This window comes from Pseudomonas sp. ANT_J12 (assembly GCF_008370045.1).
In the GTDB taxonomy this organism is placed as follows: Bacteria; Pseudomonadota; Gammaproteobacteria; order Pseudomonadales; family Pseudomonadaceae; genus Aquipseudomonas.
On the sequence record NZ_VOBN01000001.1, the window covers coordinates 530970 to 545639 of the forward strand.

General features: G+C 61.0%; 12 protein-coding genes. 9 read left to right on the forward strand and 3 right to left on the reverse strand.

From position 1 onward, the window contains the following. Positions 1-124: 124 nt before the first annotated feature. On the reverse strand, positions 125-1012 hold the full coding sequence (locus FQ192_RS02655; protein WP_149657246.1) for an acyl-CoA dehydrogenase family protein: 888 nt from the start codon (positions 1010-1012) through the stop codon (positions 125-127). Positions 1013-1166: 154 nt separating this feature from the next. Here FQ192_RS02655 and olsB point away from each other — a divergent pair, with 154 nt between their 5' ends. Next, the gene (gene olsB, locus FQ192_RS02660) at positions 1167-1922 is read left to right on the forward strand and encodes an L-ornithine N(alpha)-acyltransferase (RefSeq protein WP_149657247.1); all 756 of its coding nucleotides are present in this window, start codon (positions 1167-1169) and stop codon (positions 1920-1922) included. Beyond that, complete coding sequence (locus FQ192_RS02665) at positions 1922-2716, forward strand: 1-acyl-sn-glycerol-3-phosphate acyltransferase (protein ID WP_149657248.1); 795 nt, start codon at positions 1922-1924, stop codon at positions 2714-2716. Before olsB ends, FQ192_RS02665 begins: the two co-directional genes overlap by 1 nt. Positions 2717-2843: 127 nt before the next feature. Here FQ192_RS02665 and FQ192_RS02670 read toward each other — a convergent pair whose 3' ends face one another. Next, positions 2844-3413: an ACP phosphodiesterase gene (locus FQ192_RS02670; RefSeq protein WP_149657249.1), complete on the reverse strand. Its 570-nt coding sequence runs from the start codon at positions 3411-3413 to the stop codon at positions 2844-2846. A 170-nt stretch (positions 3414-3583) separates the two neighbouring features. On the opposite strand from FQ192_RS02670, the gene FQ192_RS02675 reads away from it, so the two are divergent. Genes FQ192_RS02675 through FQ192_RS02685 form a run of 3 tightly spaced genes read left to right on the forward strand, consistent with a single transcriptional unit; the run spans position 3584 to position 6148 of the window. Beyond that, positions 3584-3904, forward strand: a complete 321-nt coding sequence (locus FQ192_RS02675; protein WP_054046859.1) for a helix-turn-helix transcriptional regulator — start codon at positions 3584-3586, stop codon at positions 3902-3904. 3 nt (positions 3905-3907) lie between these two features. After that, positions 3908-5077 (forward strand): MFS transporter, encoded by a 1170-nt coding sequence (locus FQ192_RS02680; RefSeq protein WP_149657250.1) that lies wholly within the window; start codon positions 3908-3910, stop codon positions 5075-5077. A 21-nt stretch (positions 5078-5098) separates the two neighbouring features. Then, entirely contained in the window at positions 5099-6148 is a 1050-nt protein-coding gene (locus FQ192_RS02685; protein ID WP_149657251.1) for an alkene reductase, read from the forward strand. Between the two features lie 291 nt (positions 6149-6439). Here FQ192_RS02685 and emhR read toward each other — a convergent pair whose 3' ends face one another. Beyond that, positions 6440-7072: an efflux system transcriptional repressor EmhR gene (gene emhR, locus FQ192_RS02690; protein ID WP_149657252.1), complete on the reverse strand. Its 633-nt coding sequence runs from the start codon at positions 7070-7072 to the stop codon at positions 6440-6442. A 264-nt stretch (positions 7073-7336) separates the two neighbouring features. Between emhR and emhA the strand changes: the two genes are divergently transcribed. The 4 genes from emhA (at position 7337) to FQ192_RS02710 (ending at position 14664) form a co-directional block, all read left to right on the forward strand. Beyond that, entirely contained in the window at positions 7337-8491 is a 1155-nt protein-coding gene (emhA, locus tag FQ192_RS02695) for an efflux RND transporter periplasmic adaptor subunit EmhA (protein ID WP_149657253.1), read from the forward strand. 3 nt (positions 8492-8494) lie between these two features. Continuing rightward, a complete protein-coding gene (emhB, locus tag FQ192_RS02700) occupies positions 8495-11644 on the forward strand; it encodes an efflux RND transporter permease subunit EmhB (protein ID WP_149657254.1) in 3150 nt (1049 codons plus the stop codon). Beyond that, positions 11641-13101, forward strand: a complete 1461-nt coding sequence (gene emhC / locus FQ192_RS02705) for an efflux RND transporter outer membrane subunit EmhC (protein WP_149657255.1) — start codon at positions 11641-11643, stop codon at positions 13099-13101. Before emhB ends, emhC begins: the two co-directional genes overlap by 4 nt. Positions 13102-13404: 303 nt before the next feature. Continuing rightward, positions 13405-14664 carry an OprD family porin gene (locus FQ192_RS02710; RefSeq protein WP_149657256.1) on the forward strand — a complete coding sequence of 420 codons (1260 nt, stop codon included), beginning with the start codon at positions 13405-13407 and terminating at the stop codon, positions 14662-14664. Positions 14665-14670 lie beyond the last annotated feature (6 nt).

Below are 14670 nucleotides of genomic sequence, written 5' to 3' on the forward strand. Positions count from 1 at the left end.
AGTTGAGGTTGATGACAGTTTTGGAATGTGCGTCGGTCATGATGACGCCTTCGCGGGCAAGCCTCGCTCCTACAGGGAATTGCGCTAAACCTGTAGGAGCGAGGCTTGCCCGCGAAGAGGCCCGTCAGCCGGACAAGGATCCCGCCAACGCCTTGGCCAACCGCTTCCCCCGCGCCCCCGCCGCCAGATCCATCACCGCTTGATCGCGCTGCCACATCTGCGCCCAAAGCGGCGGCCCTTCAGCCAGCGCCTGATTCACCTCGGCCTTGAGCCCATCGAACTGCGCAAACAACCCGCCGAGCACCACGTGCCCGGCCGGATTGCCTGGCGCTTGCCGACTGACCTCCGCACACCCGGCCAACAACGCGAGCAACCGCAATTGCAGGGTTGGCGGCCAGTCGCTGTCCTGCCCGACGCCATACAGCCACGCGCTCATGGCACTCAGCACATAGATGTCTTCCAGGGTGCGGAACGGTTTGACGTAAGCGTCCCAGCCATCGCCGGCCAGCAACTCGCAGAAGGCGTTGTCGAGAAATACCCGACCGTGGCTGATGTCCGGCATCAAGGCGATGGCCGGGAGTTTTTCCAGGCGCACGCCTGGCTCGCCGGGATAGACCACCGCCAGGTTCAGGCGCGGGACTTCGCCGGGTTCTTCGCTGCGAGCAGCGATCAGCAGCCAATCGGCGGCGTCGCCGGCGGTGACGAAATCCTTGCGCCCGTTCAGACGCAGATCCTTGAGGCGGGTCTGCATGTCGGCCGGGCGCAGGCTGCGTTGTTCGGTCGCACACAAGGCGCCGAGGCTCTGTGGCGCGCTCGGCCACAACACGCGCAACGCCGCTTGATAACCCACCAGAAACGCCAACCCCGGCGTCGCCATCAGGCGCGCGCCAGCCACCGCCAGTTCGAACGGCGTGACCGCGCCCAACTGATGCAACAGCGTCGCAAAGCCTTCGGCCAGGTCGGCATTGGCCGGCAGGCGTTCGCGGCGATTGAGCAGGGTTTGCCAGGGCATAAGAGTCTCCTTGTGGGCTGTCATATAAGCATCACCAAAGCTTAACGGCGATGACACCGGGGCTACATAGCCTGACTTTGCACAACACGGCTGCATAAAGAAAGTCGATCGGCTGCAACCCACGACGGGTGCACGGCCCGTACGGAGATTCACAATGACTCAGATCGCCCGCATCAGCGACACCGGCAATGAACGCCGCCTGCAAGCCGAACGCCTGATCGGCAGTGAGGCCTTGCAGGAAGCCCAGGCCTTGCGCTTCAACGTATTCAGCGGCGAATTCAACGCCAAGCTGAAAGGCGCGGAACGCGGTCTGGACATGGATGACTATGATGTTCACTGCGCCCACATCGGCGTGCGTGACTTGAACACCGGTCGTCTGGTGGCCACCACCCGATTGCTCGACCACACCGCCGCCAGCAGCCTGGGCAAGTTCTACAGCGAAGAAGAATTCAGCTTGCACGGCCTGGTCCACTTGAAAGGCCCGATCCTCGAAATCGGCCGCACCTGCGTCGACCCGGCCTACCGCAACGGCGGCACCATCGCCGTGCTCTGGGGTGAACTGGCCGAAGTCCTGAACCAGGGCGGCTACAGCTATTTGATGGGTTGCGCGAGCATCCCGATGCAGGACGGCGGGATCCAGGCCCACGCCATCATGCAGCGACTGCGCGAACGCTACCTGTGCACCGAACACCTGCGGGCCGAGCCGAAAAAACCGCTGCCTGTGTTAGACCTGCCGTCCAACGTCATCGCCGAAATGCCGCCGCTGCTCAAGGCCTACATGCGCCTGGGCGCGAAGATCTGCGGCGAGCCGTGCTGGGACGAAGACTTCCAGGTCGCCGACGTATTCATCCTGCTCAAGCGCGACGAACTCTGCCCGCGTTACGCCAAACACTTCAAGGCGGCCATGTAATGAGCCGCCTTCGGGTGTACGCGCGAATTGCGCGAGTGCTGTTTGTGGTGGCGCTGGGCCTGACCATGGCCAGTGTGTTCGGCGTGTTCGAACGCGCCGGGATTGCCCATTCGATGGTCCGTCGTCAGCGCTGGTCGCGGTTTTTCATGGCGCGGCTGAGCAACGCCCTGCCCTTTCGCGTGACGGTGCATGGCGAATTACCGAAGGCGCCGATGCTCTGGGTCAGTAATCATGTGTCCTGGACCGACATTCCGTTGCTGGGGATGATCACGCCGCTGTCGTTCCTGTCCAAGGCCGAAGTGCGTACCTGGCCGGTGGCCGGCTGGTTGGCGGCCAAGGCGGGCAGCCTGTTTATCCGTCGCGGTTCGGGCGACAGCCAGTTGATCCGCAAGCAGATGACCCGTCACCTGGAGCAACAGCACCCGCTGCTGATGTTCCCGGAAGGCACCACCACCGATGGCCGTTCGCTGCGTACCTTCCACGGTCGCTTGCTGTCAGCGGCGATTGATGCCGAAGTCGCGATGCAGCCGGTGGCGATCCGTTATCTGCGCGATGGTGAAATCGATCCGCTGGCGCCGTTCATTGGTGATGATGATTTGCTCTCGCACCTGATGCGCTTGTTTGCCAATGACCGGGGCGAGGTGGAGATTCACTTGCTTAAGCCGATTGCCTGCGAAGGTCGCGAACGTGCGGCGCTGGCGTTCGAAGCGCAGCAGGCAGTGCAGCGGGCGTTGTTTGGTGAAGTGGCGAAACCTGCCGAACCGCGGCGAGTCGGCGAACTGATCGCCGCGTAATGCCGCATCAAACCGAACTGAACGCCGCGCAACCCCTGCTTCTGTAGGAGCGAGGCTTGCCCGCGAAGCTTTTAGCGCTTTCAAAGGCCCCTTCGCGGGCAAGCCTCGCTCCTACAGGTAATGGGTGTCAGCGGTTTTTGACGAAATCCTGAAGCTGCGGATAGAACAACCGAAAGTCATCACTCAACGGCTCATACAACACCCGCAACTCCTGCATCGCCCCGGCCAGTTCTTCAGGCTTGGTCAAGCGCCGGGAAATCCCCCGCAGCACCTGCGCCAGCACCTCGAAATCCTCGTAAGACCCCAACCAGTCATTGGCCAACATGTGCGGCGCGATTTGCGCCAGGCGCTCGGGCAACTGCGGTTCGCTGGACAGCACCCGGTAAACGTCCGACGTGAACTGCGCCAGCGGCTGATCGGCATAAAGCGTCCAGTCCCGCGCCAGGCAATGGTCGAAAAACACATCGAGGACGATCCCGGCATAGCGCCGACGCGTGACGGTAAACCGCGACAACGCGATGTCCACCAACGGATGGCGGTCGGTAAAGACGTCGATGCTGCGATGCAGCTGGATGGCGGCTTCGATGTCCGGGGTGTACTGCCCTTGCAGGCGCCCTTTGACGAAATCGCCATACAGGCTGCCGAGCCATTGACCGGGGCGCTGGCCACCGAGATGAAGATGTGCGAGATAGTTCATGTCGCGCAGCTTAGCACTGCCGCCTCCTGTTGTTACAAACACGTATCGTTATAACCCGATATACCGATTTACACGGTCAACAGATCGAAATCATATTGATATATCGCGATTCAACGATTTAAAGTTCGCCCCATCGCGATATAGCGTTTTACTCATTACGAGCCCACACCATGACCCTTGACCTCGACGAAATAATAAAAGCGCTGGCACACCCAGTACGCCGAGACATCCTCATCTGGCTGAAAGACCCCAAGGTCCAGTTTCCGGAACAGATCCACAACCACGAATACGGCATTTGCGCCGGGCAGATCGATCAACGCTGCGGCTTGTCGCAGTCGACCGTGTCCGCCCATTTGGCCACATTGCAACGTGCGGGTCTGATCAGCAGCCAGAAAGCCGGTCAATGGCACTTCTTCAAACGCAACGAGGACGTGATCCAAGCGGCCCTCGACGCCATCGTCAAAGAGCTCAGTGCTCCGACCAGGAATTAACCAATGCCCCTCTCGCTACTCATTCTGGCCCTGAGCGCCTTCGCCATCGGCACCACCGAGTTCGTCATCATGGGCCTGCTGCCCGATGTGGCGGCTGACCTGGGTGTTTCAATCCCCGGCGCCGGCTGGCTGGTGACCGGTTACGCCCTGGGCGTGGCCATCGGTGCACCGTTCATGGCACTGGCCACCGCCCGCCTGCCGCGCAAGGCCGCCCTGGTAGCGTTGATGGGGATTTTTATCGTCGGCAACCTGCTGTGCGCCATGGCCAGTGACTACAACGTGTTGATGTTTGCCCGCGTGGTCACTGCCCTGTGCCACGGCGCGTTCTTCGGTATCGGTTCGGTGGTGGCGGCAGGCCTGGTGCCGGCCAACAAGCGCGCTTCGGCCGTGGCGCTGATGTTCACCGGTTTGACCCTGGCCAACGTCCTTGGCGTACCGCTGGGCACCGCGCTCGGTCAGGAAGCCGGCTGGCGCTCGACCTTCTGGGCGGTGACCGTGATCGGTGTGATTGCATTGATCGGCCTGATCCGCTTCCTGCCGGCCAAGCGCGATGAAGAAAAACTCGATATGCGCGCTGAATTGCGAGCCCTCAAAGGCGCCGGGATCTGGCTGTCGCTGACCATGACGGCGTTGTTTGCCGCGTCGATGTTCACCCTCTTCACCTACGTCGCTCCGCTGCTTGGCGATGTGACCGGCATCTCGCCCAAAGGCGTGACCTGGACCCTGCTGCTGATCGGCCTGGGCCTGACGGTCGGCAACATCATCGGCGGCAAGCTGGCGGACAAACGCCTGGCCGCCACGCTGATCGGCGTCTTCATCTCGATGGCCGTGGTTTCGACAGTCCTGACCTGGACCAGCGTCGCGCTGATCCCGACTGAAATCACCCTGTTCCTCTGGGCCACCGCTTCATTTGCCGCCGTCCCTGCGCTGCAAATCAACGTGGTGACCTTCGGCAAGGCGGCACCGAACCTGGTCTCGACCCTGAACATCGGCGCCTTCAACGTCGGCAACGCACTCGGTGCCTGGGTCGGCGGCAGCGTCATCGCCCACGGCTTCGGCCTGACCAGCGTGCCCCTCGCGGCGGCCGCACTGGCGGTGCTCGCCCTGCTGGTGACCCTGATTACTTTCCGTCAGAGCGGCGATCCCGAACTGGCCCCTGCCACTACTCATTGATCTTCAAAAGAGAGCTATTTCATGACGACTATTTTCGATCCAATCAAACTGGGCGACCTCGAGTTGGCCAACCGCATCATCATGGCGCCGCTGACCCGCTGCCGCGCCGACGAAGGCCGTGTGCCGAACGCGCTGATGGCCGAGTACTACGTCCAACGGGCCTCGGCCGGCCTGATCCTCAGCGAGGCCACCTCGGTCACGCCGATGGGCGTCGGCTACCCGGACACCCCGGGTATCTGGTCCAACGACCAGGTGCGTGGCTGGGCCAACGTGACCAAAGCGGTCCATGCGGCCGGCGGCAAGATCGTCCTGCAACTGTGGCACGTCGGCCGGGTCTCCCACCCGTCGTACCTGAACGGCGAAGCTCCGGTCGCACCGAGCGCCATCCAGCCTAAAGGCCATGTCAGCCTGGTGCGTCCACTGGCCGACTATCCAACGCCACGGGCTCTGGAAATCGAAGAAATCGCTGATGTCGTCGACGCCTACCGCGTCGGCGCCGAAAACGCCAAGGCTGCCGGTTTCGACGGCGTGGAAATCCACGGCGCCAACGGTTACCTGCTCGACCAGTTCCTGCAAAGCAGCACCAACCAGCGCACCGACCACTACGGCGGCTCCCTGGAAAACCGTGCACGCCTGCTGTTGGAAGTGACCGACGCCGCCATCGAAGTCTGGGGCGCTGGCCGTGTCGGTGTGCACCTTGCACCGCGCGCCGACTCCCATGACATGGGCGACGACAACCTGTCCGAGACCTTCACCTACGTCGCTCGCGAACTGGGCAAGCGTGGCATCGCGTTCATTTGCTCCCGCGAGAAAGAAGCCGGCGACAGCCTCGGCCCACAACTGAAAGAAGCCTTCGGCGGCCCGTACATCGCCAACGAGCGCTTCACCAAGGACAGCGCCAATGCCTGGCTGGCCTCCGGCAAGGCTGATGCGGTCGCGTTTGGCGTGCCGTTCATCGCCAACCCGGATTTGCCCGCGCGCTTGAAGGCGGATGCGCCGCTTAATGAAGCGCGCCCAGAACTGTTCTACGCCAAGGGTCCGGTCGGTTATATCGACTATCCAACGCTGTAAGGGTGCTTACAGGAGCAAACGCTGCTCCTGCGCAAACGCAAAAGCCCCGACTCGAAAGAGCCGGGGCTTTTTGCATAGAGCGTTCAAAGATTGCAGGCTAAGGTCGCTTTTTCGGGTTTATTTACAGTCGTTCACACGCACGAAACAAATTCCCTACAAAATACGTAGCTCGCTACCTATCAACCTGCTACTAGTCCGTATATAAAAGCACACCATGCCTTGGGGTGAAGAAATCAGCGCCTTCTACCCACTGGGGTGTTGACACACCCTGTCCCAAATACGCATTTTGTTTCATTTGCGCAGGCTGGGGCTCAGGCGCAGCATGTCCAACCCTGTATCGACCCAGCGCTCGGCTTCGGCGTGCAGCTCAAAGCTGTCCGGGGCCAGCAGCCACTGATACAGGATGCCGTCGATGTAGGCGTGCAGGCTGATCGCCGCGCGGGCCGTGTCGAGATCTTCGGGCAACTGTCCGCGATTCACCGCATTACTCAAGGCCAGGGCGATTCGCACGTTGCAGTCGAGGCTGACCGCACGGCGCTGCTGGCGCAGGTCACACATTTCATCGGTGAATTCGCACTTATGAAACAGAATCTCATTGATGCGACGGGTCTTCGGGTCCAAGGCAACTTGATGAAACAAATGAGTCAGCAGCTTGCGCATGCAGCCCAGCGGATCGAGTTCATCCTCACTCTCGCTGGCCTTGGCCATTTCATCCAGCGGCTCATGCAAGGTATCGAGCATGGCCTGCACCAGATCCGCCTTATTGCTGAAATGCCAGTAGATGGCCCCGCGAGTTACGCCGGCCAGGGTGGCGATGTCCGCCAGTGTTGTGCGCGCCACGCCCCTTTCATAAAAGGCTTTCTCTGCCGCTTCGAGAATCTGGCTACGGGTTTCTTGAGCTTCCTCTTTGGTACGACGGACCATGGCAGTACAACCTCAATCAGGATGCTTCAGCGATGTCTGAACAGCCGCTGAATAAAAGTGGGGCAAGCGCTCTTGGGCATCGTCCCCGGCCTACAATTCAAACCTTTGACGGCTTTTGTAACGAAGTGGGTAAGCAGCCAAGGTATTTACAAACAACCATGAACGTAAGTATATTCCTTAGCAAGCTACTTATCCACTCAGCACACCTTTTTTACCCTTCCACCTTTCTAGTGCGCATTTTGCGCGCCTGACCCGAGGATTTTCATGCAATTCAAGCCAGCTGTTACCGCCCTGGTCACTGCCGTCGCCCTGGCATCGCTGCTCAGCGGATGTAAAAAGGAAGAGGCACCTCCTGCCGCTCCCGCCCCTCAGGTCGGCGTCGTCACCCTGCAACCTCAAGCCTTTACCCTGACATCCGAACTGCCGGGTCGTACCAGTGCGTACCGCATCGCCGAAGTTCGCCCGCAGGTCAACGGCATCATTCTCAAGCGCCTGTTCAAGGAAGGCGGCGACGTCAAGGCTGGCCAGCAGCTCTATCAGATCGATCCGTCGGTCTATGAGGCCACCCTGAAAAGCGCCCAAGCCAACCTGCAACAGACCAAGTCGATCTCCGATCGTTACCAGCAACTGGTCAAGGAGCAAGCGGTCAGCCGCCAGGAATACGACACGGCCCTGGCCAATCGTTTGCAGTCGGAAGCGACCTTGCAATCGGCCCAGATCAACGTGCGCTACACCAAGGTCTACGCACCGATCACCGGTCGTATCGGCCGCTCTTCGGTAACCGAAGGCGCGCTGGTCACCAGCGGCCAGACCGACGCCATGGCCGTCATCCAGCAACTGGACCCAATCTACGTCGACGTGACCCAGTCTTCGGTCGAGCTCCTTGAGCTGCGCCGTGAACTGGAAAGCGGTCGCCTGCAAAAGGCTGGCGACAACTCGGCCGCGGTCAAGCTGACCCTGGAAGACGGCAGCCAGTACAAGCAGGACGGCAAACTGGAGTTCTCCGAAGTCTCGGTTGACCAGACCACCGGTTCCGTCACCTTGCGCGCCGTGTTCCCCAACCCTGATCACACCCTGCTGCCGGGCATGTTCGTGCACGCCCAACTGCAATCCGGCGTGAACAGCGCAGCGATCCTCGCGCCGCAACAAGGTGTGACCCGCGACCTCAAAGGCACCCCGACCGCACTGGTCGTCGGTACGGACAACAAGGTCGAGCTGCGTCAGTTGAAGGCCAGCCGCACCGTCGGTAGCCAATGGCTGATCGAAGACGGTCTCAAGGCGGGCGATCGCCTGATCACCGAAGGGCTGCAATTCGTCAAGCCTGGCGTTGAAGTCAAGGCCACGGAAGCAACCAACGTTGGCAAGAACCCGGCCCCCGCTCAAACAGCTGACAAGGCTTACAGCGGCAAAGGGGAGTAAACCATGTCGAAATTTTTTATCGACCGTCCGATTTTCGCCTGGGTAATTGCCCTGGTGATCATGCTGGTCGGGGCTCTATCGATCCTCAAACTGCCGATCAACCAATACCCGAGCATTGCGCCTCCGGCCATTGCGATCCAGGTCACCTACCCAGGCGCGTCCGCACAAACCGTGCAGGACACCGTGGTCCAGGTCATCGAGCAACAGCTCAACGGTATCGATAACCTGCGTTATGTGTCGTCGGAAAGTAACTCCGACGGCAGCATGACCATTACCGCCACCTTCGAGCAGGGCACCAACTCCGACACCGCGCAGGTTCAGGTCCAGAACAAACTGAACCTGGCCACCCCACTGCTGCCGCAAGAAGTGCAGCAACAGGGGATCCGCGTGACCAAGGCAGTGAAAAACTTCCTGCTGGTAATCGGCGTGGTGTCGCAAGACGGCAGCATGTCCAAGGACGACCTGTCCAACTACATCGTGTCGAACATGCAGGACCCGATCTCCCGGACCGCCGGTGTCGGTGACTTCCAGGTCTTCGGTGCCCAGTACGCGATGCGGATCTGGCTCGACCCGGCCAAGTTGAACAACTACAACCTGACCCCGGCCGACGTCAGTGCCGCGATCTCGGCACAGAACGTTCAAATCTCCTCCGGTCAACTGGGCGGCCTGCCTGCGTTGCCTGGCCAGCAATTGAACGCCACGATCATCGGCAAGACCCGCCTGCAAACTGCCGAGCAGTTCAAGGCGATCCTGCTGAAGGTCAACAAGGATGGTTCGCAAGTTCGTGTCGGTGATGTCGCCGATGTCGGCCTCGGTGGTGAGAACTCCAGCATCGCGGCGCAGTTCAACGGCAAGCCGGCTTCCGGTCTGGCAGTAAAACTGGCCAACGGCGCCAACGCTCTCGACACGGCCAAGGCTCTGCGCAAAACCATCGACAGCCTGAAACCATTCTTCCCGGAAGGGATGGAAGTGGTATTCCCGTATGACACCACGCCAGTGGTGACCGAGTCGATCAAGGGTGTGGTTGAAACCCTGGTCGAAGCGATCGTACTGGTGTTCCTGGTGATGTTCCTGTTCCTGCAAAACTTCCGCGCCACCATCATCACCACGATGACCGTGCCGGTGGTATTGCTGGGTACGTTCGGGATCCTCGCGGCGTTCGGTTTCAGCATCAACACCCTGACCATGTTCGGTATGGTGCTGGCCATCGGCTTGCTGGTGGACGATGCCATCGTCGTGGTGGAAAACGTCGAGCGGGTGATGAGCGAGGAAGGCCTGTCACCCAAGGAGGCCACCAAGAAATCCATGGGGCAGATCCAGGGCGCGCTGGTCGGTATCGCGTTGGTCCTGTCGGCGGTACTGCTGCCGATGGCGTTCTTCAGCGGCTCCACCGGTGTGATCTACAAGCAGTTCTCGATCACCATCGTCTCGGCCATGGCCCTGTCGGTATTGGTTGCCCTGATCTTCACCCCGGCACTCTGCGCCACCATGCTCAAGGCGATACCGAAAGGCGAGCACGGCACTCCTAAACGCGGCTTCTTCGGCTGGTTCAACCGCAACTTCGACCGTGGCCTCAGAAGCTACGAGCGCGGTGTCGGCAACATGCTCAAGCACAAGATCCCGTACTTGCTGGCTTACCTGTTGATCATCGTCGGCATGATCTGGCTGTTCACCCGCATTCCGACCGCGTTCCTGCCGGAAGAAGACCAGGGCGTACTGTTCGCCCAGGTGCAAACCCCGGCCGGTTCCAGTGCTGAACGCACGCAAGTGGTGATCGACGAGATGCGTTCCTACCTGCTGGAGAAAGAATCCGGCGCGGTGGCTTCGGTGTTCACCGTGAACGGCTTCAACTTCGCCGGTCGCGGCCAGAGCTCCGGCCTGGCGTTCATCATGCTCAAGCCGTGGGGCGAGCGTAACGCTGACAACAGCGTGTTTGCCCTGGCAGGTCGCGCCCAGCAACACTTCTTCAGCTTCCGCGACGCGATGGTGTTTGCCTTCGCACCGCCGGCGGTCCTGGAGTTGGGTAACGCCACCGGTTTCGACGTGTTCCTGCAAGACCGTGCCGGTATCGGTCACGACAAGCTGATGGCGGCGCGTAACCAGTTCCTCGGCATGGCGGCGCAGAGCAAGGTGCTGTATCAGGTGCGTCCGAACGGCCTGAACGACGAGCCGCAATACCAGCTGGAAATCGACGACGAGAAAGCCAGCGCCCTGGGCCTGACCCTCTCCGACATCAACAGCACGCTGTCGATTTCCTTCGGTAGTAGCTACGTGAACGACTTTATCGACCGTGGTCGGGTGAAGAAGGTTTACGTTCAAGGCAAGCCAGGCTCGCGGATGAGCCCGGAAGACTTGAAGAAGTGGTATGTGCGCAACAGCGCGGGGACCATGGTGCCGTTCTCCGCCTTCGCCAAGGGCGAGTGGGTCTACGGTTCGCCGAAACTGGCCCGTTACAACGGCGTGGAAGCGATGGAAATCCTCGGGGCTCCGGCGCCGGGCTACTCCACCGGTGAAGCCATGGCCGAAGTCGAAGCCCTTGCCAAGAAACTGCCGGCGGGTGTGGGGATTTCCTGGACCGGTCTGTCGTACGAGGAACGCTTGTCCGGTTCCCAGGCGCCGGCGTTGTACGCCCTGTCGCTGCTGATGGTGTTCCTGTGTCTGGCGGCCCTGTATGAAAGCTGGTCGATTCCGATCGCGGTCATGCTCGTGGTACCGCTGGGGATCATCGGTGCGTTGATGGCTACCAGCCTGCGAGGGCTGTCCAACGACGTGTACTTCCAGGTGGGGCTGTTGACAACCATCGGTCTGGCATCGAAAAACGCCATTCTGATCGTCGAGTTCGCCAAGGACTTGCACGAGCAAGGACGCAGCCTGCGCGAGGCGGCCATCGAGGCCTGCCGCATGCGTCTGCGACCGATCATCATGACGTCGCTGGCCTTCGTCCTTGGTGTGGTTCCGCTCGCCATCTCCACTGGTGCCGGTTCGGGCAGTCAGCACGCGATCGGTACCGGGGTAATTGGCGGTATGATCACCGCCACGGTCCTGGCGATCTTCTGGGTCCCACTGTTCTTCGTCACCGTGTCGTCCATCGGCCAGCGCAAAAAAGCTGACGAGGAAGACGCTATTGAAAATCCTAAAGAGGCTGGCCAATGAGCAAGTCGCTACTCTCCCTAGCTGTTGCCGCCTTCGTGCTCGGTGGCTGCTCGCTGATTCCTGACTATCAGCAGCCGGCAGCACCGGTGGCAGGTCAATTCCCGCAGGGGCCAGCGTATTCGCCGGCCCAGGCGCCGAGCCAGGCCGCCGCCGAACAGGGCTGGAAGCAGTTTTTCCATGACCCGGCGCTGCAACAGATGATCCAGGTCGCCCTGGAAAACAACCGTGACCTGCGTGTCGCGGCCCTGAATATCGACGCCTTCGCGGCGCAGTACCGCATCCAGCGTGCCGATCTGTACCCGGCCATCTCGGCTAACGGCACCGGCAGCCGCCAGCGCGTTCCGGCGGACGCTTCGCAAACCGGTCAGGCGGGCATCACCAGCTCCTACTCGGCAACTGTCGGCATCAGCGCCTATGAACTCGACCTGTTCGGTCGGGTTCGCAGCCTGAGCGAAGAAGCCCTGCAGAAGTACTTCGCCACCGAAGAAGCACGGCGCAGCACGCAGATCAGCCTGGTGGCCAGTGTGGCCAACGCCTACATGACCTGGCAGGCCGACAAGGAACTGCTGAAACTGACTCAGGACACCCTCGGCGCCTTCGAGGAGAGCTACAAGCTCACCTCGCGCAGCAACGAAGTCGGGGTCGCCTCGGCCCTGGACCTGGCCCAGTCACGTACCTCGGTGGAAAACGCCCGGGCGCAACTGGCCAAGTACACCCGTCAGGTCGCCCAGGACGAAAACAGCCTGGTGCTCCTGCTCGGCACCGGTGTCCCGGCCAATCTGCAAGCCGCCAAGCCACTGTCTGACGACCTGCTGAGCGATGTACCGCCGGGCCTGCCGTCGGACTTGCTGCAACGCCGTCCGGACATCCTTCAGGCCGAATACAACCTGAAGGCCGCCAACGCCAACATCGGCGCGGCGCGGGCTGCGTTCTTCCCGAGCATCAGCCTGACCGCCAATGCCGGGACCCTGAGCCCGGACCTGTCCGGTCTGTTCAAAGGTGGTTCGGGGACCTGGCTGTTCTCGCCGCAGATCAACCTGCCGATCTTCAACGCCGGCAGCCTGCGCGCCAGCCTGGATTACTCGAAGATCCAGAAAGACATCGGCGTGGCGAACTACGAGAAGTCCATTCAAACGGCCTTCCAGGAAGTCGCCGACGGCCTGGCCGCCCGCCAGACCTACACCGAACAGTTGCAGGCCCAGCGTGATTTCGTCGCCGCCAACCAGGACTACTACCGTCTGGCCGAGCGTCGCTACCGCATTGGTGTCGACAGCAACCTGACCTTCCTCGACGCCCAGCGCCAGTTGTTCAGTGCCCAACAGGCGCTGATCACCGACCGTCTGGCGCAGTTGAACAGCGCCGTCAATCTGTACAAGGCGCTGGGTGGTGGCTGGAACGAACAAACGGCGAAGAACGAGCCGCTGAAAGAAGAAGCGCCGAAGTTGAAGTTGTTCTGATAGCGCTTTGAAATACAAGAAGCCCACCGATTGGTGGGCTTTTTGTTGGCTTGGGAAAAAGCGAAGATCTTTGTCGTTCGATAATCGCCCAAAACCCGCTCCCGCCAATTGAATCCCGCCGCCGATCCCCCGCACCATTCGCTCCACAAAACCAATAACAACAGGTTCACCACCATGCCCCCACGCCCTGCCCTGTCCGGCTGATCGCTCCCGATTCATCTCCCGATTTCGAATCTTGTGTCTGCACCCCCAGGTTGCGGCAGCGCCCCGTTTCACCCCTAACAATTAGAGAGCCCCGTGCACATGAAGCCTTCCACCGCGCAGTACCTGTTTCCCAGCCTCATCGCCGCCGCGCTGGCCGGCAACGCCCTGCCCGCCGCCGCCGAGGAATCGGGTTTTGTCGAAGGAGCCAAGGTCAACCTGAACCTGCGCAATTTCTACATCAACCGCAACTTCACCAACCCGACCAAGGCCCAAGGCAAGGCAGAGGAATGGACGCAAAGCTTCATCCTTGACGCCAAGTCCGGCTTCACCCAGGGCACGGTCGGTTTCGGCATGGATGTGCTGGGGTTGTACTCGGTGAAACTCGACGGCGGTAAAGGCACGGGCGGTACACAGTTGCTGCCGCTGGACCATGACGGGCGCCCGGCGGACAACTTTGGCCGCACCAACGTCGCGTTCAAGGCCAAGCTGTCCCAGACCGAAGTGAAGGTCGGCGAATGGATGCCGGTGCTGCCGATCCTGCGCTCGGACGACGGCCGCTCCCTGCCGCAAACCTTCCGTGGCGGGCAGATCACCTCGAAGGAAATCGATGGCCTGACGCTCTACGGCGGTCAGTTCCGCGCCAACAGCCCACGGGACGACAGCAGCATGAGCGACATGTCGATGGTCGGCAAAGCGGCATTCACCTCCGACCGCTTCAACTTTCAGGGCGGCGAATATGTGTTCAACGACAAACACACCCAGATCGGCCTGTGGAACGCCGAACTCAAGGACATCTACAGCCAGCAGTTCATCAACCTGATCCACACCCAGCCCCTCGGTGACTGGACCCTCGGCGCCAATATCGGCTACTTCTATGGCAAGGACGACGGCAGCGCCCGGGCCGGGGAACTGGACAACAAGACCTGGTCGGGCATGTTCTCGGCCAAATACGGCGGCAACACCTTCTACGTCGGCCTGCAAAAGCTCACCGGCGACAGCGCCTGGATGCGCGTCAACGGCACCAGCGGAGGCACGTTGGCCAACGACAGTTACAACAACAGCTACGACAATGCCCAGGAACGCTCCTGGCAGTTGCGCCATGACTACAACTTCGTCGCCCTCGGCATCCCCGGCCTGACCCTGATGAACCGTTACATCAGCGGCGACAACGTGCACACCGGCACCATCACCAACGGCAAGGAATGGGGCCGCGAGAGCGAACTGGGCTACACCGTGCAAAGCGGCACGCTCAAGGACCTGAACTTCAAATGGCGCAACTCGACCATGCGCCGGGATTTCAGCAACAACGAGTTTGATGAGAACCGCTTGATCGTGAGCTATCCGATCAGCTTGTTGTAAGGCTCG